The organism is Xenorhabdus anantnagensis, assembly GCF_028598555.1.
GTDB classification, from domain to species: domain Bacteria; phylum Pseudomonadota; class Gammaproteobacteria; order Enterobacterales; family Enterobacteriaceae; genus Xenorhabdus; species Xenorhabdus anantnagensis.
The window spans coordinates 12,237-34,318 of the sequence record NZ_JAQRFN010000031.1 but is presented as its reverse complement, the minus strand read 5'-3'; the positions used below and the strand labels follow the sequence as shown (position 1 = coordinate 34,318).

Sequence of the window (22,082 nt, the reverse complement as noted above, 5' to 3'; positions counted from 1 at the left end):
GTGTTCAGGCACTGAATAAACTAACAGCGCCATTGGATATATTTGCGCAATTGGGAACGCAGGCACTGGATAAATTAAAATCCACATTGGATGCATTTGTGCAGTTGGGCGTTCAGGCACTGAATAAATTAACAGCACCACTGGATATATTTACTCAGATTGGAGTTCAGGCTCTGGAAGAATTAAGAGCCAATATAAATAAATTTGCCCAGATAGGTATCCAGGCTCTGGAGAATTTAAACGATGGCTTGAAGGCATTCGCGCAATTTGGAACTGAAGCTTTAGAAGCACTAAGAGCTGCCATGGATTTTTTTGGTAAAACCGGAAATAAGGTTTTTGGCTCACTTAATGATGGTGCTGATTTGCTATCTAACAAAGGTGGTAAAGATACTTTTGGAAAACAAAGAACAGGCTTGGGAGCATTAGGGAATATTGGTCAAAAAGTTTTTGGTGTCTTGGGTAATGGCATAAATATTCTGGCAAGTGTTGGTGTAAAAGGTCTGTCTTTTTTAAGTAGTGCTTTCAGTGTATTAGGCAAAGCAATGATGTTTATTGGCCGAGCTATGATGGCAAACCCGATTCTTGCTGTCATTGGGCTTATCGCAATGGCTGCTATTTATATTTGGCAGAATTGGGAATCATTGGGGCCAAAATTTACAGCGTTGTGGGAAAACATCAAAAATATCTGTAGCAATGTCTGGCAGGGTATTAAAGATAAAATCAGTACCGCATGGGAAGGTATTAAGAGTTATTTCATGGATGGTGGGTTAATCGGCATTATCTACCAAAACTGGGATAGCATTAAACAAAGTGCTTCAGAAGCCTGGGAATCAGTTAAAGCGACAATTAGTGAAACTTGGGAATCCGTTAAACAGAGTACATCTGAAATTTGGGAGAGTGTAAAAAAATCAATTTCAGACAGATGGAATGAAATTGTTGCTGATGTTCAGGCTATTCCTGAAAAGTTAAAGAAGGCTGGATCAGAAATGATCGACAGTTTGTTAACGGGTATTCAAGAAAAATGGGAGGCCTTGAAAGGTAAAATTTCCTCTATTACTGACATCTTTAGGTCGTGGTGGTCAGGTGATGATAAAAAAGAAGTTGCGTTAAAAATATCGAAGGAAACTACTCAGAGCGAAACATCTCAACAAGCCGCACAACTGACTAAACATGATACAGGAGGATTTATTCCTGCTGGGAAGCAAGGCATTGTGGGTGAATATGGCCCTGAAATTATTAATGGCCCAGCTAATGTAACCAGTCGGAAAAATACGGCGAAACTTGCTGCCGTTGGTCTTGCATTTAGTTCAATGTCATTGCCTGTAGCGGCACAAGATGCACCGCTGCATCCGCAAAGTCTGCCTGCTCATTATTATGAGGAAGTTCAGGCGAAGAGGGCGTGGAGCCAGCCACAGCAATATAGTGGCGCAGCACCGCAATATAACATTTATGTCTATGGCTCTCAGGGACAATCCGCTCAGGATATTGCCCGCATGGTCAGACAGGAACTGGAACAGCGAGAACGTATGCAGCAAGCCCGTATGCGTAGCTCACTTTCTGACAGAGGAGAAGATTTCTCATGATGGCTGCACTTGGTTTGTTTGTATTTATGCTGAAAACAACGCCATATCAGACTTTTCAATATAAGCAGAGTTGGCGACATGCCTTTAATAGCCGCGTGGGAGCGCGGCCTGCATGGCAGTTTGTCGGTTCAGATAACGATACGATCACGCTATCAGGGGAGCTTTATCCTGAGTTGACAGGCGGTTCTCTTTCACTGACTGCATTGAAATTAATGGCAGATAGTGGCAAGGCGTGGTCTTTCATTGATGGAAGTGGTGCGATTTACGGCATGTTCGTTATCGAAAGCATTGATGAGACAAAAACGGAATTTATGTCAGGTGGTGCCGCCAGAAAAATCAGTTTTACGCTGACTTTGCGGCGGGTTGATAACAATCTGTTTGAAATGTTGGGTGATTTGCAGGATCAACTTTCTGATTTCAAAAATGAGGTTGTTGATAAAGATAAGGGAGTCTTCTTATGATCGATTTTGAAAAGTGGATACCTAGCACGGATTGGGTTCCCCAATTTGATTTAGTTACCGGAAAAACCAGTAAGCCCGCTTTTCGTCTGGAAATCAACAATAAGGACATCAGCGAGAAGATTCAATCACGCTTGATATCGTTAACGCTGACGGATAATCGTGGCTTGGAATCAGACCAGCTCGATATTGAGTTGGATGATGCTGATGGCATGCTGAGTTTGCCTCGTCGGGGCGATATTCTTACATTGGAACTGGGGTGGCACGGCCACTCCTTAACTCCGAAGGGAAAATTTGTTGTTGATGAAATCGAACATGTCGGTGCGCCTGATCGACTAACCATTCGTGCCCGAAGTGCAGATTTTCGTGGTGATCTGAATGTGAAACGCGAAAATTCTTATCATAAACAGACGCTAGAAAACATCGTGAGTACGGTTGCTGCGAGAAACCAACTGAAATTTCAAATCAGTAAGGAATTACAAGGGATCTCCATGCACATCGATCAGACTAACGAATCTGACGTGAGCTTCCTGACTCGTATAGCAAAACAAGAAGGGGCAATTGTTTCTGTCAAAAATGGTGAGTTGTTGTTTGTTCGTCAAGGACAAAATAAAACTGTGAGTGGTCAGGCTATTCGGCCTGTGCTGATTACTCGTGAATCAGGGGACAGCCATCGGTTTTCTTTGTCTGATCGTGAAGCTTATACCAGTGTTGTTGCCCAATGGCAGGATACACGCACAGCGACTAAGCAGACGGTTAAATTGAGGAGGGTAGAATCAAAGAGTGGAGAAGTCGAAATTATCATTGAATATGGAAGCAGTGAGAAAAAATCGCCGGGCAAGGATGCACCTCAAAAAGAAAAAAATTCTTCCCCAAAAGAGAAAGACTCTTCCAAGAAAAAAGAATCCCATTTCTTTAAAAAGGAAAAAGATCGCAAAAGTGGGTCTCCTCAAGGCGTGAATTCTGCCAAGCCTAGTGGAGTGAGTCTGGAAAAGAAAAATGGCGTCGATTTAACGAAGAAGAATCACAAAACAAAAGGAAGGGAGAAACCCGCTTATATTGAAAAAGCGCAAAAGGAGCGTAAAAGAAAAAACAGAACTATTGACAGAGAAAGGAATATCGATACCAAGGTAAGTCTATCTACTAAAGAACAAAGTGAATCAACGACCGAGTATCATAAAACAACAACGGTACAGAAAGAATCTACAAGTTATTTAGTCGGAACTCAGGAGAATGTCCTGACGCTTTCCCGCATTTATTCTAATAAGGAAAATGCAGAGCGTGCCGCCAAAGCTGCTTGGGAAAAAATGCAGAGAGGCGCGGCGCAATTCTCTATCACATTGGCGAAAGGGCGTGCAGATGTTTACCCTGAAACACCCATTCAGCTAAAGGATTTTAAGCCGGAGATTGATGGAACTCATTGGACGCTGGTGAAAGTAACCCACAATCTTAACGACAGTGGCTTTACGACATCATTGGATCTCGAAATCAAAATTGATGAGGTTGAGATCAAAACGGAAGATACTGAAATAAAGACTTGATCTCAATATGAGATCTTTGGTATATTGTTCACCAGACGAGATAGTGTTATTTCAAGAAAGGTGAACAATATGATTAAGTGTCCTCTGTGTGGTCAGTCAGCGCATACTCGTAGTAGCTTTGAGCATTCCAGCCAAACAAAGGAGCGCTATAACCAATGTCAGAACGTCAATTGTGGAGCAACGTTTGTTAGCCATGAAACCTTTGTCCGTTTCATTTCTAAGCCAGGTGAAGTCCAGAGTGTCACGCCACATCCAAAGGCAAAAACCAAGAGACAACCTCGCCAGAAAGTGGCTGCCGTGCAGTAATTAATGTAAAAACATAAATAACAAAAAAACATTGCTCCAGTTTTGCCACCATTATGGTGGCTTTTTTGTGGATATTGAATTTGAAATGAGTTCTCTTATCGAGAACTTTATTGACGCCCACTTGTCAACAAAGTAGGCGTCAAAAGCATTTAGCGGGGTTATTTGTGGTTATGAGATTCTTCTTGCAAAATCCTTTGCATTTCATCTTTGATGTGTAGTTTTTCTTTTTTCAAACGTACAACTTTATCACTGTAGCCCGCTCCATTTGGGCCTTCAAGTTGGGTTATCTCGTGGTCAAGTCGGTTATGTTTTTCAAACAGGGATTGGAAACGGGGATGAGATTCTTTCAGGTTGGATACTAAATCACGATATTCTAGAAACATGAGACCTCCTATACGAAATTTACCGTCACACTTAATAAGTGTAGCAGCCCATTGTAATCTCAGACCTGAGATATATCACATAAAAAAGAACTGGTAACACCAGTTCATCAGATTGATTATTAATAAAAGTTAACATTGTTTCTAAATGAATAAATTAAATTTTATCTAATGCCGATAAAAATCAGAGTGTTGCCAAAAAACATAATTTACCCCAGATTTTTTGTTGTTATTATTCAATCTCCTTTTTAAATATATCCAGAGGTAATATATGAAAAAATATCTATTTCCTTTAGCGGCGTTGATGGTCTCGACTTCTGTTTTCGCGGATAAAAAACTTGAAGATATCGCTCCTTATCCGGCAGCTTCTGAGGGAATGGTACGCAGTGTAATTGAACTTCCTCAGAAAGAGCATGAAAACAACCACATGGTTGAGTTGATGATTGGCAAGGATATGAAAGTGGATTGTAATCATCACTGGTTTGGCGGCACGTTGAAGACAAAAACGCTGGAAGGATGGGGGTTTGATTATTATGTGCTAAGTAGTGTCAGCGGCCCCGCTTCAACAAAAATGGCATGTCCAGGACACAAGGATAAAATGAGCTTTGTTCAGGTTCAGTTAGGTAAAGATGCTTTTGTACGCTATAACAGTAAGTTACCTATCGTAGTATATACGCCAAAAGATATGACAGTAAAATATCGTATTTGGCTGGCCTCGGATGAAGTAAAGAATGCGGTAATTAAATAAGCCATTGATTAAATAAGTCTTTGATTAGATAAATCAATAACCTGAGTTTTTCATATTAAACTCAGGTTGTTCTATTAGTGAGTTTAATACACTGTCTTTTTTATATTAATTTTTTAAAAATGAAAATTCATTTCTTCGTTGCTTATTGTTAAGTTAACAATAAAGCAATCCATATTTAACCTATACACGTTAATTCATATTGACAATGTTTTCTTCGCCTTTATTTTCTATCAGTGATTCCTTGCCCATATTTGAAAATACTAACTAAACTGTTTTTGGATTCTTTTGCATTCATGCAAATATTATTGAGGAATCGTAGAATGTTTAAAAAATTATCGGCAGAGTTCTTTGGTACTTTTTGGTTGGTATTCGGTGGATGTGGTAGTGCTGTTTTAGCGGCGGCATTTCCACAGCTGGGGATTGGTTTTCTGGGGGTATCTCTGGCTTTTGGTTTAACAGTGGTAACGATGGCCTATGCTGTGGGACACATTTCAGGAGGGCATTTTAACCCGGCGGTAACATTGGGATTGTTTGTGGGCGGGCGTATTTCAGCTAAAGATGTCGTTCCTTATATTATTGCCCAAGTGATCGGAGGAATTGCGGCAGCAGCGGTACTTTATCTTATCGCCAGCGGTAAAAGTGGTTTTGATGCAACGGCAAGTGGTTTCGCATCCAATGGCTATGATGAACATTCTCCCGGTGGTTTTTCATTACAAGCCGCAATTATTATTGAGCTAGTATTAACCGCATTCTTCTTGATTGTGATTCTTGGAGCAACAGATAAAAATGTGCCAGCAGGTTTCGCACCATTAGCTATCGGTTTAGCATTGACACTTATTAATTTAATTAGCATTCCAGTAACAAATACATCGGTGAACCCGGCAAGAAGTACTGCGGTTGCTATTTTCCAGGGAACCTGGGCTTTGAAGCAGCTTTGGGTATTTTGGTTAATTCCATTAATTGGTGGTGTTATTGGTGGGTTAATATATCGATCACTATTACGGAAAGATGATTCATTCGTGAATTAATATTTCCTTTATTTTGAAAGGCCATGTTATAGCATGGCTTTTTTTATGCCTATTTATGATGGGCTTATTCATACTTAAATATTTTTAAAGGAAAAATATAACATGGAGCGAGTTGAACCTGCGATGTCTGCAATATCTTCTTGAATAAATTAACGTCAAAAAATATTGTAACCCGATGATCTTTGCCACTTTATCAAGAGATTGCTTGGTTGCTTTGCTGATCAGCCAGTTGCTGGTTAATTTCCCCCGCGATAATGACAGAACGTGATTTAATGAGCTGATTCTGAGTATATGGGTTTGTTGCCATCTCTTTTGCGTGTTTGTTTGTAAATTTGTCATACATTATTTTTTATCTCGTAATAAATGATGTTAGATATCTAAATAATATAGCTTTTAAAAATAGTTTTTCTAAAAAATCTGAACTTTATTTACCTTTTGTAACACCATCAAAAAAATTGAATTATTTTTTTAAAAATTTTAATTTTTTTAAGAAATTATAATGATATATATTTATATGCAGGATTTTTATAGTTATATAACACGTGTAACAAAATAAGATAAAATAAAAAAACCTCAATGTATTTATAGTTAGGTTTGGTTGTATATTATTAATTTCCTTCTGTAATATTTTTTAGAATTTTTTATATCCAAAAGCGTGTGGGCTGATTTTTTATAAACAGCAATATTCACATATTGCTAATTGCATTAATTAGCTTAGATGTAAATGTAATAAATTAGGAATGAATTATGGAACGTTTTGACATAGAAGAAGTGTCTAATAAAATTCTAGATGAGTTATTGCAATACCGGCGTCGTTTCCCTGAATCTGAACATACACTTCAATATGAAGAGAAAAAGGTTTTAGAGGTTCAATTGCCACGTATTCGTACATTTGTGGAACAAGGGAAACCTATTGAATGTATTTTGCCTGCATTTCCGACAAAATCACCAAACCCTAGAAAAGTATTGGGTAAGATGCCGGATATGGCAGAAAAATTATCACTGATTTTTCTAAACTCCCTTTGTCAGCGTATTCAACTTTATTATCCACCTGGAGCAAATATTGTTATTTGTTCTGATGGACATGTTTTTAGTGATCTTATTTATGTTGATGATGACACAATTACCCATTACCAATTAGAAATTGAAAAACTGTTGCATGAATTGGGTGCGACTCATCTTTCGGTTTTTAATCTTGGGAATGTTGAATCACTAACTCAATATACCAGTGATTACGATCAGCTGCGTGAATTATTGGTTAGTCGCTATGCGTCTTCCGTTGAGGAGATCAAAGAAACACTCAAAGAAAACGAAGATGGGGTTCGATTATATCGGGCAATTACTCGTTTCCTTTATGAAGATAGTTTATTACCAGAATACACCGGTTCGAAAAATGCGTTGCAAAAGGATGCACGTCAGCGCGCTATCGGAGTTATCCAACGTAGCTGGGCGTGGGGTAATTTGCTGGCAGAGCAGTTCCCATTGGCGATCCGTCTTTCTATTCACCCACAGCCCGTCGACAGTATCAAAATTGGTATTCATATGATGCCGACCCGGGATGATTGGTTAACGCCGTGGCACGGTGTGGCTGCCAATATTAATGGTCAGTTTGTGTTGATGAAAAGTGATGAAGTGAAAAAGCTGAATGGAAAGCTAATCGAAATTCGGGGTATTCCAAGTCATTACGTGATTGAAACATTATCTGAAGAAAAACTGTTTGAAGCAAACTCGCAAACAGAATTCAAGACGACGGCAGCACAAGCAAAATAACTCAGTGGTATAGCGCATTTTTGAGGGAAAAAAATCATGAATACATATGAACTTGATTGTCATATTGAGTTGGTGAAACCTTTCGGAGTATTTATTACGCCCAAGCATCCTGATCAGGATATTACCACACTGTCAATTGATGCCTTGCGTGAACTGGCCCGTACTCATTTACTGGTTGTATTACGTGGCTTTCGTTCCGGCTTTACGGATAAAGAAAAACTGACGGAATATTCCAGTCGCTGGGGTGAAATCATGATGTGGCCATTTGGTACGGTATTGGATGTTATGGAGCACTCCGAACCGTCTGACCATGTTCTGGACAGTAGTGGTGTGCCGTTGCATTGGGATGGGATGTATCGAGAGACGATCCCTGAATTTCAGATATTTCACTGTGTTTCTGCTCCTGAAGCTGCTCAGGGAGGACGTACTACATTTGTCAACACTGAACAATTGATTACCGATGCCAATGATGATGAGCGCAATACATGGAAGAATACTACCATTACTTACCGTACAAGCCGGGTGACACACTATGGTGGCGAAGTTGTTTCACCGTTGGTTTGTCTGCATCCAGACGGTAAAAAGTGGGTGATGCGTTACAATGAGCCGATGGGAAAAGAAGATACGAAGTATGCTGATCATCACTCTTTGAAGATAGACGGAATATCACAGGAAGAGCAACAGACACTTGAAGAAACACTGTATAACCGGTTGTATGATCCGCGTTATTTTTATGCTCATCAATGGCAGTCTGGAGACATTGCGATTTGCGATAACTTTACTTTATTACATGGACGTGAGGCCTTTATCTCCCGTTCTCCTCGCCATATTCAGCGGGTTCATATCCATGGCGCGCCTGTGTGTGAAAATCACAGCTTTCGCACTATTTCTGTTTCCGGTTCCTGATTGGGTAGATGTTGTCTTAAAGAGAGGTTTGTTTAATGTCTCGTATTGTTTTAGCTACTGTTGCAACTCCTGGACATGTTTTTCCAATCTTCACTATTGCGGAACATTTAATAGGGCAGGGACATGATATCACGATATTCAGTGGCTCCCTTTTTCAACAGCAAACGGAAGCGTTGGGAGCCACTTTTGTTTCCTTCGATAAGCAAGTGGATGTTGATTACCGCTATCTGGAAAAATACTTTCCTGAACGGGCAGAACATCCGCCGGGAAATACTCAGATGGCGCTGTCACTAAGGCGGTTTTTTGTCTCCCCTATTCCCGTATTATCGAAGCAGTTGATGCAAGTGATCGAAGAGGGACAAGCTGATCTTCTGATTATCGACAATACTTTTTATTCAGCGTTGCCGCTATTGCAGAAACCAGCTGACAAACGTATTCCTGTCATTGCTATTGGTGTTACTCCGTTGCCGTGGTCATCAAGGGATACCATATTCTGGGGACCTAGGATTCCACCTGAATTATTGCCTGCTGATTTAACACGTGAGCAATTAGTGGATGAAGAGACGCATCAATTAATCGAGCTGGTCAGGGACGCATTCAATCAGTCGCTTGCTGCCGTGGATTGTCTACCACTGACTGGAGACCATAACGATGTTTTGATGAGCGGAGTTGATCGTTACTTGCAACTGGCAACACAATCATTTGAATTTTCACGTGACGATTTACCTGAGACAGTGGATTTTATCGGGTCACTGCCAGTGAAAGTGAAAGATGATAAAACGCAAATCAGTTGGCCGGATGAAAACCTGCCGCTGATCTTGGTAACCCAGGGAACACTGGCTAATGTTGATTTTAACCAATTGATATTGCCGACATTACGCACATTAGCAACTTTGCCTGTCCGGGTATTGGCGATTACAGGCGGTCGTTCTATCGATGCTTTGGGAGAAGAAATTCCAGAGAATGCCAGAGTGGTAGAGTATCTCAATTTTGAACATTGGCTTCCTCACGCATCAATTTTTATTACCAATGGTGGTTATGGTTCGCTGAATTCTGCCATTCGTCACGGCGTGCCTCTGGTGGTCGCGGGAACAGGAGATGGTAAATTGGAAGCTGTTGCTCGTGTTATCTGGTCACGTTGTGGTATCAGCCTGCATACTGATACACCGAGTGAACAGCAACTATATAAAGCAGTGACAAAGATATTATCTTCCCCGATATGGCATCAGCAGTCACAAATCATTAAGGCAGATTATGATGCCCATAATGCTTTGGCCTCAATAACGCGTCACATTAACGAATTGATTGATTAATTGCGGAAGTAATATTATTTCTATCCGGCAGATTTGAAATACGAAGGGTATATAAAAATAGAAGATTGTGAAAATAAAACGCGGCATAGTTTCTTGCCGCGTTTTATTACTAAAAAGTAATCGTTTAAATTAATATTAAAACGTTATCAAGAGGGAGATCAGGCTTTTTCCCGTACCCCTTCAACAGAAATGATTAGCTCGACTTCCTGAGATTTTGGCCCTAAGTCGCTTTTAATCTTAAAATCTTTCAATTTGATTTTTCCATTGGCCTCAAAGCCTGCACGATATCCGCCCCATGGATCTTTGCCTTCTCCCGTTAATTTGGCGTTCAATGTCACAGGTTTAGTAACGCCATTTAATGTTAGATCACCGATGATGGTGTAATTTCCCCCTGTTTTCTTGACTTCGGTTGAAGTAAATTTGGCTTCTGGATATTTGGCTGTATTCAAAAAATCAGCACCGCGTAGATGTTTGTCACGCTCAGCATGGTTGGTATCGACACTATTTGTTTTAATAGTGACATTGACTTTATCTGTCGCGGGATTTTGTGCATCAAACGTAAAGTTGCCGTCAAATTTCTTGAAGCCACCGTAAAGCCAGCTCATACCCAAATGTTGGATACGAAATTCAATAAAGGCGTGTTGACCAGCCGTATCAAATTTATAATCGGCAGCTATTGCTGAGCCAGTGCCCATCAATAACATACCTGCGGTCAGGCCAATTATTGACTGCTTAAGCCATTTCTTTTTAAACATGGTCTTTTTAAACAAGGTCTTTTTAAACATTACCTTTTCAAATACAGTTTTTTCAAACATAAGAGTGATTCTCCAGAAATTATTTTATATCGGGATTGAAACCAAGCATTCTTTTTAGGGTGATATCACGGTCGATAAAATGGTGTTTTAGTGCAGCGAGACCATGCAGCAGGGAGAGCACCACTGCAATCCAAGCAAAATAAAGATGGATCACGCCGGCTGTATCAGCTTGAATTCCTTGTTCAGTCAACGTTGCGGGAACGTCAAACCACCCAAAAACACTGATGGATTCGCCATCCGCAGTAGAAATCAGGTATCCACTGACCAAGATGCCAAACAGGACAATATACAGTGTGAACTGTGCCAGCTTTGAACTTATGCGTATAAATTGACCGTGGCTTGCCAATGATTTTGGTGGTGGAGAAATAAACCGCCATATAAGACGAATAACCATGACAATGAAGATGAGTATACCGATGCTTTTATGCAGCTCCGGGGCGCGATGATACCAAGTATCATAATAACTCAATGTCACCATCCACAATCCAAGGGCAAACATCCCGTAAACGGCAAGGGCTACTAGCCAATGGATTAAAATAGAAATATGACCAAAGCGTGTGGAAGTATTTTTTAGCAGCATACTGTTTCCTTATTTTTGATCACTTATATCCTTCGTCTTTCAAGTTGAAGGGTAGTCAACAAGTCAGCAACGTGAAAAACGGATATAAAGCGTACTGGCAGCCCTAAAGTGTCATAAATATTAATAAAAAAGTTAAGATATTATAGTAGATAAAAATTAAATTTTATTTTTATAAATCTCAAACAAATTATTTGTTTAAGAATGTCAAAATTTATCAATAATAAGATGGAATGATGATGTTTTAGGTAAAATAAAGAAAAACAGATGGGTTGTTATATTCTTTTTGGTTATTTCATATAACCAATTATTTTTGGTTTTTTTATGGGCTGCGTTTTTTGATTTCAGTTACTTTTTAAGTATGAAAAGATCAATTTTATTGTCTATCTCTTTTTTCTTATTATGAGATGTTTTACCATTTTTTACGCAGTCACATCATTTATCACGATATTATTATCACTACAGAGAGAAAAACGATGTATACATTGTGGATAGCCAATAAAAATTATTCTTTCTGGTCATTGCGTCCATGGGTTTTACTCAGGACACTGGATATTCCTTTTAACGAGCAGCTGAGTTTTTTGAAAGTGGCAAAAGCAGCCATGAAAAATTCAAAGCATTTTCACCTACGGGGTTGGTTCCTTGTCTGGTTGATGGAAACATTACGGTGTGGGATTCATTGGCAATTGCAGAATATATTGCTGAGGAGCACGCTAAAGTCTGGCCATCAGATAAAACAGCCAGAGCGTGGGCGAGAAGTGCCGCAGCAGAAATGCACGCTGGTTTTACAACATTACGTCAGGTTTGTGCAATGAATTGTTCTGTTCGGACAGAATTGGCTGAAAAAACACCTGAATTGCAGCGCGATATTGAGCGAATCGATGCGCTTTGGACAGAAGGATTAACTAAATTTGGCGGTGAATGGCTGGCGGGAGATAAATTCACGGCTGTCGATGCGTTTTATGCTCCTGTGGCTTTCCGCGCTCAAACTTATGGATTGCAATTTTCTGTTATCAGTCAGGGCTGGGTGGATCGCATCTTGAAACATCCTGCGATGGTGGAATGGCTGAGATCTGCGGAAAAAGAACCGAAAATAGAACACTGAGATTCAACATAGTACATTCTTTATGGCTGTTAACCTGTTTATTGGGATAAAAAAAGCTTGGGATAAAAAAAGCTCCGCGTAGGAAACGGAGCATAAAGATAAAATTAGCTGGGAAATGTAGTACATGGCTATAATAACCTAACTATACTAAATATTAATTAAACAAAAATTCAATTAACTGACTGGTCTCGCTCTATCGAGGGTCATGCTCCCATACCTATCAAGCCTGCAAGCCCGGCATGAAAGAGCAAGTCATTGATATAGCGGTAAATAACTGCAGTATCAGAGACACCGCTCGGACGCTGAAAGTCGGTATCAACACGGTGCTCCGCACATTAAAAAGTTCGAGCCAAGACAGGTCACCACACTCCCGTTAACGGGAAACGACATCGAAATTATTTGTGAAGTCGATGAGCAATGGTCATTTGTCGGCAATAAGAAAAACCCACGCTAGCTTCTGGTATGCTTGGGAGCCTGAGCAAAAGGCTATCATCGCGCATGTGTTTGGTGACCGCAGCAGAAAAACGTTGAACAAACTGTTAGCCCCTTTTGAAGTCCAGTTTTATTGCACCGATGATTATGCGATCTATGACTGTCTTCCTGAGGGGAAGCATCTCAGAGGAAAGAAATTCACCTTATTTTGATAATAAATTAAACGTATCAAAATAAAGCAAATACACAATTTAATTTACAGGCTCGCGCGGATAGGTCGGATGTCAACCACAAGGTGGGACTGCAGTCCCACCTTATCTGATAATTAATCTTGATAATCAAAAGAGATTTGATAAATATATTTATCAAAATTAATTGAATGACTAAATTTAGATTGTAAAACAGGAATCCATGTATCTAATACATCGAATACACCATTATTCAGTGTATCATGCAATGGTAAGCCACAACTTTCAATGATGGAATTATCATATCCTAAATCCTTTGAATATTCTTCACCAGCAAACTCTTCATTTGTTTTATTGAACCAAGTTAAATTTAATTTAATTCCCATAATTTTCTCCATTAAAGATATTTTTTAATATTGCGTGTTGGATCTGCTGGTTTCAATTGATTACCAGTTTTGAGGTCAAAAGAGCCAAGATGTTCCCCGTTGCTGGCTCGATAACCTTCCAGTTCGCCGTGTTGTGAGTCCCACTCGTAAATTTTACGTCCTTTTTCACCAATCCATCGAGCTCGTTTTCCACCGCCCCCTTGTTTTGGTGTTTTTGCCGGCCCTTTTCGCAATTCACCTAGCCCTTTAATATCTTCCGTTCTTGGTGCAGGATGATATTTGTGACCATCTTGCTGAACACCTTTACGTTGTTTTTCTTTTTCTTCCGTGACTTTTTGTTCTTTAGTTTTTTTCTTGTTTTCCGCTTTCTTGCGGCTTTCTATTGCTACTGCAAAGGCTTTTTCTAATTCGGCAATCGAACGCTTTTGTTCCAGTAAGCTATTTCTGGTGTAATCAAGCTCTTCTATTGCCATCCCTTTATAAATTTCACCCAGCATTAAAATGCTCTCAGTGGGTGAATTAATAAAATCAGATGGGACTTCTCCTATTGCATATTTTTTAATGACTTCTTCCCAGCTAACCTCTTCTGGGAAAAGTTCTTTCGCTCCCTTTTCAAGAAGTAGATCAAGTTTTTTTCCGGAATCAACAAATGCAAAAAAGTTAAAATCAAGTTGAGCGTAATTTCCCCAATCAAGAAGTGGATAAGAAAAAGTCCAGTTTTCCGTAACAGGATATTTTTCAGGGTTAGACAGAGTCAACCCTAAAGGTTCATTTCTTTTTGCATCTAGTGTCTTCCTAGCTTGGTAAACGGTGGCTTCTACATCACGCAATGCTTTATCCGCTTCATCTAATTCTAATTCTGCTGCTAATAGGGGATGAGCCGCTAACCATTCCTGTTCTCTTTTTTTCGCCACTTCCAGTTGTATTTTTTCTTCTACAACAGTAGGAATTTTGGACACGGAAATATAGATAGGGTCGTGTTTGCCATCAAAATCAAGAATTGCATGATGCACATCAGAAATTACTGCTGATGAAAATATCTCAACCGTAGGCGCCGGATTAACTTTAGGCTGTTTTTTTTGGGTTGACCAAGATACTGAGTTATCAACTCTAATTTGCATAGGTTTCATCCCGGTAACAACCTGAGCAGAATAAACGTTAGACTTATGCGTTTTTTCTGCTTTTACAATAGGAACGTTAGTCAGGCTTCTTGTAATTGCCATTTGACTCTGTTGAGTTTTTGTATCAACAACAAGCTGGGCGACCACGTCTGTAACAACGTTACTTTGTCCCCGAATTATTGCATTAATTTGTTCTCTCGCAAAAGAAGCCACAAACATTGTTGTTACTGGCAGTGCCATAATTTGATAAACATCTTTGATACTAACACGTTCCGCTTCTTTTCGAGCTTTTTCAATAAGCTCTCTTTGTAGTCTCTCGACAGCCTCCTGCCTTCCTTCCTCCAGAGTCATTACCAATGATGCAATCCCTGCTACAGGGCCAGCGAACCGTGCAGCACCTTTTATCACCGCTGTATTCATCGCTATCGTAGACATGCGTGTGGCAAATGGCTTAGCTGTGTCTATATAATTTCCCAGGTTCATAAAACCTGTATCAAGAGAGCCACTAATATTGAGTGTTGCGCTTAACACTCCGTTGAATGGAAAGACCAGCGCTGAAATACCAGGTCTGACCATACTGAGAGCTGCCACAGCATAACCCGCCGAACGGCTGGAACCACCAGAGCTACCGCCACCATTATAATCGCCAAAGCCATTTTCATTTCCCCAGCCAGCATCCCTTGATGGTCCTGGTGATGTTACAGTTATTGTATCGTGCATTATTCTTCCTGTTTATTAATTAATATCATTAAATTCTGTGTGTTATAAACGGTCACTAAACAGATAAATGAATAGTTACCGTTCTTGTTGATGATATTAACAAGATAAAAAAGGGATTGTTATATTATGTAATTGTATGATTAATAAAACAAAATATGTATTTTATATGCATACAGGGACAGAGATGGAATCGGAGATTAGATATGTTGAATAGAATAATTTGTGATAAATGTTTAGGCGTAGGTGAATTTAAACCGGTCTTCGTACTGGATACAGTTTAACAGATAATGTGGTGTTTATGATGGCGACCGGATTGCAATACAGCAATGTCCAAAGTGAAGTTACTGAGTGGGAGGGGGTTATGCCCCCACTCGATTTTGTGACGTATTGATATTTTTACCGCAGGCACTGGCATAGTGTGAGAGATAGTGTGAGAGAAAGGAGCTTGTCCACACATTTTATGTAAATGCTTTTTTTAGTAATGACCGTCAAGGCGATCACCGAACTCAATAATAAAACGACTCATCACCATTCGCCAATTTTGAAGTGGCATCGTCCAGTTCTTTGAGGCGGCTTGAATGGCTAACCAGATCACTTTTTTCACTGAGTCGTCGGTTGGGAAGACTTTACGCTTCTTTATCGCGTGTCTGATGACGCTATTCAGTGATTCGATCGCATTGGTTGTACAGATAACTCTTTGAAAGTGGCTACGATTTCGCGCGTAGTCATACTTTTGGCATACAAGGTTAAAATCTGATTATCCATGCCAGTTAAACGCGTTTGATTTTTTTGATGAGCGAGAAACTGGCTTGAACGCGTTTTTTATGGTGTTATCTGATGATACGAATCATTCCATTCTTCAATTACGCTGTTTATCGACAATGCGAAATGGCATCTTTAATAACCTCCAATGAGGTAGGGTTCTCAATCAGGGCTATATCGCTGGGTTCACGACCTTCACAAATGGCCTGCATAGTACGGCGCAACATTTTTCCTGAACGGGTTTTCGGTAACTGCGATACAAAGTAGACTCGTGCCGGACGCCCAACGCTACCGATTTTTTTATCCACTAATTCCATCAACGCTTTTTCCAATACAGTAAAATGGTCAGCACACTGGATTTCCCGTCCTTCTTTGAGAACAGCAAAGGCAACGGCTGCCTGTCCTCTTACTTCATCTTTGATGCCAATGACGGCAACTTCTGCCACATCTTCATGGCTGGCGATGCACTCTTCGATTTCCCGTGTCCCTAAGCGGTGACCAGACACGTTAATCACATCATCTGAACGTCCCAGAATAAAATAGTAACCGTCGCTGTCACGGAGCCCCCAGTCGAAAGTCGAGTACACTTGCGGGTCAAAGTGCTTCCAATAAGTACTGATAAAACGGGCATCATTGCCATAAATAGTCTGGATGCAACCGGGTGGCAAAGGGCCTTTGATGGTCAGCATTCCTTTCTCATTAGTGCCGCATTCCTGACCAGTCAGTTCGTTGATCAGTTTGACGTTGAAACCGTACATAGGAAAACCCGTGCTACCAAAACGGTTTGGCCTGTTATCCAAACTTCGTGCAATTGCCATAATTGGCCAGCCTGTTTCAGTCTGCCAGTAGTTATCAATCACAGGCACATTAATGGTTTCGGCTATCCAACGGGCGGTATGCTCATCAAGAGGTTCTCCCGCTAAATAGAGCGCTTCAAGTGATGAGATATCATATTTGGCGATGCAGTCCGTAGGATATTTTTTCAGGACACGGATGGCAGTAGGGGCGGAAAACATTCTGGTAACACGATATTTTTCGATAATCTGCCACCAAACACCAGCATCCGGGCGTATCGGAAGCCCTTCATACATGACGGTTGCCATACCGGCAATCAACGGAGCATAGATAATATAAGAGTGCCCGACAACCCAACCAATATCCGATGTACAAAAGAAAACGCCGCCAGCTTTACCACCAAAAATAACGTCCATTGATGTTGCCAGCGCCACAGCATAACCACCGACATCTCGCTGAACGCCTTTTGGTATGCCGGTTGTGCCTGATGTATAAAGCACGCAGGAGATTTCATTGGATTCAAGCCATGTGAGGGGGACTTCCGCATCCAGATGTTTCTGCCGTAATGTGGCGAAATTCACATCTCGGCCGTCTACCCAATCAATATTAGCCAGCCCGCGATCTAACATCAAAACATGGCGTGGCGTGTGTTTGGCCAGCTCAATGGCTTCATCCAGCAGAGGTTTATAGGGGATGATTTTGCCTCCGCGTGAGCCAGCATCCGCAGAGACGACTAAAACCGGTTCGGCGTTATCTAATCGTGTGGCGAGACTGTGGGAAGCAAAACCACCAAATACCACTGAATGGATCGCGCCAATACGGGCGCAGGCCAGTAAAATAAACAGAGCTTCGGCCACCATTGGCATATAAACAACAACGCGATCGCCTTTTTTCACGCCGAGGGACAACATCATAGCGGCAGCTCTATTCACTTCTTGATGTAATTCTTTATAGGTGAAAATGCGCTCGCTATTAGTTTCCGTTGAAATGGCAATCAGTGCCTTGGTGTCGGGTTGGCTTTCTAGCCAACGATCCAGTGCGTTGTAACAGAGATTGGTTTTTCCTCCACAAAACCAACGGGCAAAGGGTGGGTTGCTGTGATCCAACGTTTGTTCAAAAGGCTGTTGCCAGTGTATCCGTTTGGCTTGTTCAGCCCAAAAAGCATTGGGATCATCAATCGAATGCTGATAGAAATTTTGGAATGACATAATCTCTCCTAGCACATGCAGATGATAGGCGGCTTCTGGAGTCAGAACCGCCGATAGCGATGTCTTTCATCTTTCAGGCCACTGCTTGGTTAGCGGTGGCTTGAAATCGATTGGCTATATAGATTATATAACGTACAAATCGAGGTATTCGTTTACGGGAATATTTTTCAATGACATGAGGTCAAGAGATTTTTCCAGAATTCTTTGTTGTTGGTCTTGTGGGAAGCGACGCGCCAGATTGACCCTGAATTTTTCTTCTAATAGTGGAATACCATCTTTGCGGCGGCGAGCGTGCCCAATCGGGAACTCAACTTTGACTTCATCCAGTTGCGTGCCATCTGTAAAGACCAGAGTCAGCGCATTGGCAATAGAGCGTTTTTCGGGATCATGATAATCATAAGTGAAATTGGCATCTTCGATACAGACTATTTTTTCCCGCAAGGCATCAATGCGTGGATCGGCAGCGATATCATTCTCATAATCCGCCGCCGTCAGGCGACCGAAAATCAGTGGGATGGCAACCATATATTGAATACAGTGATCCCTGTCAGCAGGGTTATTCAATGGCCCTTGTTTATCAATAATTTTGATACAGGCTTCATGGGTACGGATAGTGATTCGGGCAATATCTTCAATGCGTTTGCCGTGCTCTTTCAGCTGTTGATGCAGGAACATTGCCGCTTCTACGGCGGTTTGTGAGTGGAATTCAGCCGGGAAAGAAATTTTGAACAACACATTTTCCATTACATAAGTGCCATAAGGGCGCTGGAATTTGAATGGCTGACCATTGAACAGAACGTCATAAAATCCCCAATTCTCGGCGGTCAATACAGAGGGATATCCCATCTCGCCTTTTTGAGCTATCAATGCCAGACGCACTGCGCGGGAGGTTGCATCTCCCGCAGCCCAAGATTTGCGAGAGCCGGTATTGGGAGAATGACGGTAAGTTCTCAGGGATTGACCGTCAATCCAGGCCAAGGAAACCGCACTCAATATTTCTTCACGTTTCAGTCCCAGCATTTGAGCAACAATCGCCGTGGAAGCCACTTTTACCAGAACAACGTGATCCAATCCGACTTTATTGAAGGCGTTTTCCAATGCCAGACAGCCTTGAATTTCATGCGCCTTAATCATTGCTGTCAGAACATCCCACATGATTAGTGGCTTTTCCCCACAGGCAATCGCATTTCTTGACAACCAGTCGGCAGTGGCAAGTATGCCTCCCAGATTATCAGAGGGATGCCCCCATTCAGCCGCCAGCCAAGTGTCATTGAAATCAAGCCAGCGAATCATTGCACCAATGTTGAATGCAGCCTGAACGGGATCGAGCTGGAATTGGGTTCCCGGCACGCGTGCTCCATTGGGCACGGTTGTTCCCGGCACAATTGGCCCCAATAGTTTTGTGCAGGCGGGATATTCCAGCGCTTCCAACCCGCAGCCCAAGGTATCTAACAGGCAGTGATGGGCCGTGGCGTAAGCAATTGGGGAAGTTATGGTGTAGTCCATGACATAATCCACAATATCTACAATCACCTGATCGTAATCAGGGCGGTTGTTAACAACAAAGGTAGACATAATCAATCCTTAAATCGTGTTATGTGTAAATCGGGTTATTTACGTTGTTCAATCGGTATAAATGCCAAGTTTTCAGGGCCGGTATAGTTAGCCGATGGACGGATGATTTTGTTATCAATGCGTTGCTCAATAATGTGTGCCGCCCAACCCGAAGTTCGGGCAATCACAAACAGTGGTGTGAACATGGCAGTAGGAACGCCCATTACGTGATAGGACACCGCAGAGAACCAATCGACATTCGGGAACATTTTCTTGTGATTCCACATCACGGACTCAATCTGATCTGCAATGTCATACATCTGGGTTGAACCTGCTTCTTGGGAAAGTTGCAGGGAAATTTCTTTGATCACTTTATGGCGAGGATCGGAAACGGTATAAACCGGATGACCGAAACCAATGATGACTTCTTTTCTTTCCAGACGGGCAAGAATATCAGCCTCGGCTTGAGCGGGAGTGTCATAGCGTTGTTGGATTTCGAATGAAACCTCATTGGCTCCGCCGTGTTTTGGCCCACGCAAAGCACCAATGCCCCCGATAATGGCAGAGTAAGTATCCGATCCCGTACCTGCAATGACCCGGCTGGTAAAAGTCGATGCATTAAATTCATGCTCGGCATATAGGATCAGAGAAATGTGCATGGCTTTTTCCCATGATTTACGCGGTTTTTGACCATGCAGAAGGTGGAGAAAGTGTCCGCCAATGGAATCATCATCGGTTTCAACTTCAATGCGGCGACCATTATGGCTGTAGTGATACCAATAAAGCAGGATTGAGCCGAAAGAGGCGAGCAAGCGATCAGCAATATCGCGGGCACCCGCGATATTGTGGTTCTCTTTTTCCGGCAAGGTACAGCCCAATACGGAAACGCCAGTACGCATCACATCCATGGGATGCGCTACCGCAGGCAGCGCTTCCAGTGCGGTTTTAACGCTGCTGGGCAAGCCGCGCAAGGATTTCAATTTGTTTTTGTAGGACGTCAATTCTGCGCCGGAAGGGAGTTTATCGTGGATAAGAAGATAAGCCACCTCTTCAAATTCACAATGGGCGGCTAAATCGAAAATATCATAGCCACGATAATGTAAATCACTGCCATTTTTGCCGACGGTACAAAGCGCAGTATTGCCTGCCGCAATACCAGACAGGGCAACTGATTTTTTGGGTTTGAATGGCGTTGTTTCAGGGGTTCTCGTTACCGTATTCTGTTTACTCATAAGTATCACCTCTGCTGTTTTTCTGGGAAAACAGGACATCCAGTTTTCGTTCAAAATCGTAGTAGTTGATGCTTTCATAAAGTTCGTTACGGGTTTGCATCAGATTGATGACATTTTTCTGAGTGCCATCTCGACGCAAAGCGGTATAGACCTGTTCAGCGGCTTTATTCATGGCCCTAAATGCCGATAGGGGATAAAGAGCAATGGCGACGTTCACGCTTCTTAATGCTTCGAGCGTAAAGAGTGGTGTCGCCCCGAACTCGGTAATATTTGCTAAAACAGGAACCTGCGTTTTGGACGCGAATTCCTCATACATATGCAGCTCAGTAATCGCTTCAGGAAATAGCATATCGGCACCGGCTTCAATATAAGCTGCGGCTCTGTCCAGTGCTGCATCTAGCCCTTCCACTGCCAGTGCGTCCGTACGGGCCATAATGACAAAATGTTCATCGGTGCGGGCATCAACGGCAGCTTTGATGCGGTCTACCATTTCCTGTTTGGATACGATTTCTTTATTTGGGCGATGACCACAACGTTTAGCACCGACCTGATCTTCAATATGAACACCCGCCGCACCTGCTTTAATAATAGAACGAATCGTGCGGGCCACATTGAATGCTGAAGAACCGAACCCGATATCGGCATCAACAAGCAGCGGTAAATCACAGACATCAGTGATGCGGCGGATATCAGTCAACACATCATCCAGTGTAGAAATTCCCAAATCGGGTAATCCCAGCGAACCAGCGGAAACCCCACCACCTGAAAGGTAAATCGCCTTGTAGCCTGCTCGTTTTGCCAGCAATGCATGGTTTGCATTGATGGTTCCGACGACTTGTAACGGAGATTCGGCTTCTATTGCTTGACGAAAGGCCAACCCTACAGAAGAAAATGCCATATATAACCTCAATGTTACTTAAATGAAACTAATTTGTATGCGGTTATTATTTAGGCAATGTTTGTGCCAACGATTAAAAAGTGAAGTGGTAAACAGGCGTGGATATAAAAAACTTGTTGTTTTTATTAATTAAATTCACATGGATAGATTGGTTTTAGTTAATGGGTGGTTACTATTTAGCTATTGGTTATCGTGTATACTTGTTTCATCTTGAATAAATTATGTTTCATTTTTGTTTCAAGTTTGGAAGTGAAAC

General features: G+C 41.6%; 19 protein-coding genes and 3 pseudogenes. 11 read left to right on the top strand and 11 right to left on the bottom strand.

Features of this window, described 5'->3' with window-relative positions:
• The 4 genes from PSI14_RS17190 to PSI14_RS17175 form a co-directional block, all read left to right on the top strand.
• Nucleotides 1–1,583, top strand: a 1,583-nt coding sequence (locus PSI14_RS17190; protein WP_503016461.1) for a phage tail protein, incomplete at its 5' end; no start/stop codon positions are given.
• Nucleotides 1,580–2,044 carry a phage tail protein gene (locus PSI14_RS17185; protein ID WP_273577077.1) on the top strand — a complete coding sequence of 155 codons (465 nt, stop codon included), beginning with the start codon at nt 1,580–1,582 and terminating at the stop codon, nt 2,042–2,044. The genes PSI14_RS17190 and PSI14_RS17185, both read left to right, overlap by 4 nt.
• On the top strand, nt 2,041–3,582 hold the full coding sequence (locus tag PSI14_RS17180) for a phage late control D family protein (protein ID WP_273577076.1): 1,542 nt from the start codon (nt 2,041–2,043) through the stop codon (nt 3,580–3,582). Before PSI14_RS17185 ends, PSI14_RS17180 begins: the two co-directional genes overlap by 4 nt.
• Nucleotides 3,583–3,651: 69 nt before the next feature.
• Nucleotides 3,652–3,888, top strand: a complete 237-nt coding sequence (locus tag PSI14_RS17175; RefSeq protein WP_273577075.1) for an ogr/Delta-like zinc finger family protein — start codon at nt 3,652–3,654, stop codon at nt 3,886–3,888.
• Nucleotides 3,889–4,046: 158 nt separating this feature from the next.
• Here the strand turns inward: PSI14_RS17175 and PSI14_RS17170 are convergent, their stop codons facing one another.
• A complete protein-coding gene (locus PSI14_RS17170) occupies nt 4,047–4,271 on the bottom strand; it encodes an HP1242/YdcH family protein (protein WP_273577074.1) in 225 nt (74 codons plus the stop codon).
• A gap of 268 nt (nt 4,272–4,539) precedes the next feature.
• Between PSI14_RS17170 and eco the strand changes: the two genes are divergently transcribed.
• Together eco and aqpZ are read left to right on the top strand one after the other, a co-directional pair.
• On the top strand, nt 4,540–5,016 hold the full coding sequence (gene eco, locus PSI14_RS17165) for a serine protease inhibitor ecotin (protein WP_273577073.1): 477 nt from the start codon (nt 4,540–4,542) through the stop codon (nt 5,014–5,016).
• 320 nt (nt 5,017–5,336) lie between these two features.
• The gene (aqpZ, locus tag PSI14_RS17160) at nt 5,337–6,044 is read left to right on the top strand and encodes an aquaporin Z (protein ID WP_273577072.1); all 708 of its coding nucleotides are present in this window, start codon (nt 5,337–5,339) and stop codon (nt 6,042–6,044) included.
• A 193-nt stretch (nt 6,045–6,237) separates the two neighbouring features.
• Here aqpZ and PSI14_RS17155 read toward each other — a convergent pair whose 3' ends face one another.
• Entirely contained in the window at nt 6,238–6,387 is a 150-nt protein-coding gene (locus PSI14_RS17155) for a hypothetical protein (RefSeq protein ID WP_273577071.1), read from the bottom strand.
• A gap of 404 nt (nt 6,388–6,791) precedes the next feature.
• On the opposite strand from PSI14_RS17155, the gene pvcA reads away from it, so the two are divergent.
• The 3 genes from pvcA to PSI14_RS17140 are packed head-to-tail and all read left to right on the top strand — an operon-like array spanning nt 6,792 to nt 10,033.
• Nucleotides 6,792–7,814 (top strand): L-tyrosine isonitrile synthase, encoded by a 1,023-nt coding sequence (pvcA, locus tag PSI14_RS17150; protein WP_273577070.1) that lies wholly within the window; start codon nt 6,792–6,794, stop codon nt 7,812–7,814.
• A 36-nt stretch (nt 7,815–7,850) separates the two neighbouring features.
• Nucleotides 7,851–8,720: a tyrosine isonitrile desaturase/decarboxylase gene (gene pvcB, locus PSI14_RS17145; RefSeq protein WP_273577069.1), complete on the top strand. Its 870-nt coding sequence runs from the start codon at nt 7,851–7,853 to the stop codon at nt 8,718–8,720.
• Nucleotides 8,721–8,755: 35 nt separating this feature from the next.
• A complete protein-coding gene (locus tag PSI14_RS17140) occupies nt 8,756–10,033 on the top strand; it encodes a rhabduscin glycosyltransferase (RefSeq protein WP_273577068.1) in 1,278 nt (425 codons plus the stop codon).
• A 158-nt stretch (nt 10,034–10,191) separates the two neighbouring features.
• Here the strand turns inward: PSI14_RS17140 and PSI14_RS17135 are convergent, their stop codons facing one another.
• The gene (locus tag PSI14_RS17135) at nt 10,192–10,788 is read right to left on the bottom strand and encodes a YceI family protein (RefSeq protein WP_273577082.1); all 597 of its coding nucleotides are present in this window, start codon (nt 10,786–10,788) and stop codon (nt 10,192–10,194) included.
• 79 nt (nt 10,789–10,867) lie between these two features.
• Nucleotides 10,868–11,428 carry a cytochrome b gene (locus PSI14_RS17130; protein WP_273577066.1) on the bottom strand — a complete coding sequence of 187 codons (561 nt, stop codon included), beginning with the start codon at nt 11,426–11,428 and terminating at the stop codon, nt 10,868–10,870.
• Nucleotides 11,429–11,901: 473 nt separating this feature from the next.
• On the opposite strand from PSI14_RS17130, the pseudogene PSI14_RS20410 reads away from it, so the two are divergent.
• A pseudogene (locus PSI14_RS20410) lies at nt 11,902–12,530 on the top strand (glutathione S-transferase family protein).
• A gap of 209 nt (nt 12,531–12,739) precedes the next feature.
• Nucleotides 12,740–13,165, top strand: a pseudogene (locus tag PSI14_RS20405) (IS1 family transposase); the annotation flags it as partial.
• 122 nt (nt 13,166–13,287) lie between these two features.
• Here the strand turns inward: PSI14_RS20405 and PSI14_RS17115 are convergent.
• The 7 genes and pseudogenes from PSI14_RS17115 to prpB all read right to left on the bottom strand — a co-directional run bounded on the left by PSI14_RS17115 (nt 13,288) and on the right by prpB (nt 21,826).
• A complete protein-coding gene (locus tag PSI14_RS17115; protein ID WP_273577064.1) occupies nt 13,288–13,536 on the bottom strand; it encodes a colicin E3-like toxin immunity protein in 249 nt (82 codons plus the stop codon).
• Nucleotides 13,537–13,547: 11 nt separating this feature from the next.
• Complete coding sequence (locus tag PSI14_RS17110) at nt 13,548–15,377, bottom strand: colicin E3/pyocin S6 family cytotoxin (RefSeq protein WP_273577062.1); 1,830 nt, start codon at nt 15,375–15,377, stop codon at nt 13,548–13,550.
• A 475-nt stretch (nt 15,378–15,852) separates the two neighbouring features.
• A pseudogene (locus tag PSI14_RS17105) lies at nt 15,853–16,083 on the bottom strand (transposase); the annotation flags it as partial.
• Nucleotides 16,084–16,249: 166 nt separating this feature from the next.
• A complete protein-coding gene (locus tag PSI14_RS17100) occupies nt 16,250–18,157 on the bottom strand; it encodes a propionate--CoA ligase (protein ID WP_273577061.1) in 1,908 nt (635 codons plus the stop codon).
• 108 nt (nt 18,158–18,265) lie between these two features.
• The gene (locus tag PSI14_RS17095; RefSeq protein WP_273577059.1) at nt 18,266–19,717 is read right to left on the bottom strand and encodes a bifunctional 2-methylcitrate dehydratase/aconitate hydratase; all 1,452 of its coding nucleotides are present in this window, start codon (nt 19,715–19,717) and stop codon (nt 18,266–18,268) included.
• 35 nt (nt 19,718–19,752) lie between these two features.
• Entirely contained in the window at nt 19,753–20,928 is a 1,176-nt protein-coding gene (gene prpC, locus PSI14_RS17090; RefSeq protein WP_273577058.1) for a bifunctional 2-methylcitrate synthase/citrate synthase, read from the bottom strand.
• The gene (prpB, locus tag PSI14_RS17085; protein WP_273577056.1) at nt 20,921–21,826 is read right to left on the bottom strand and encodes a methylisocitrate lyase; all 906 of its coding nucleotides are present in this window, start codon (nt 21,824–21,826) and stop codon (nt 20,921–20,923) included. Before prpB ends, prpC begins: the two co-directional genes overlap by 8 nt.
• Nucleotides 21,827–22,082 lie beyond the last annotated feature (256 nt).